This is a genomic window from Haliea atlantica (assembly GCF_054779855.1).
The window spans coordinates 1-577 of sequence record NZ_BAAGXL010000028.1; the positions used below are offsets into that span (position 1 = coordinate 1).

The 577-nt window shown below is 52.3% G+C and carries 1 protein-coding gene and 1 pseudogene; both read left to right on the forward strand.

Annotated elements, in window-relative coordinates:
* Positions 1-66: 66 nt before the first annotated feature.
* Positions 67-168, forward strand: a pseudogene (locus ACYVGS_RS17710) (DUF6316 family protein); the annotation flags it as partial.
* Between the two features lie 108 nt (positions 169-276).
* The coding region (locus tag ACYVGS_RS17715; RefSeq protein WP_460590027.1) for a cation diffusion facilitator family transporter at positions 277-577 on the forward strand (301 nt) is incomplete at its 3' end.

Consider the following 577-nt stretch of genomic DNA (forward strand, 5'->3'; position numbering starts at 1 on the left):
TCGGTGCGCGGTAGGATGCCCCAGCATGTGGTCTAATTCCACTCAGAGTGACGAGGAGCCTGGTATTTTTTAACCCGTGAAGGTCAAAATATCGGGCCATTCCCGAACAAAAAAGCGGCCGAAGACAGCCTTGCGGAATTCCTGAAAGCTGTCAAAAAGGATGAGTAAACAATGGCCCAAAATCCACAAAATCGCCAAGGTACAGGCGACCAGGCACAGAGTAAGCTGAATACAGCAGATGCCTCTTTATAAATAGCCACCAACTAGGTTAACCCAATGAGTCACGACCATGTGCATATGCCCCCCGAGACCAAGGATAAACGCGTTGCCATCGCCATCTGGGCGAACGGGATCCTGACCCTGGCTCAGATTGGGGGAGGTATCTTTGCCGGCAGTCTCGCCCTTATCGCGGACGCCTTGCATAACTTCTCTGACATGGCCTCACTCGTCATCGCGTTCTTGGCGCAAAAAATTGCGCGCCGCCCGGCTGACGCAAGGATGATCTTTGGCTACGGGCGCATTGAAATCGTTGCAGCCCTCATCAACTACACTACCTTGATCATTATCGGGTTCTACC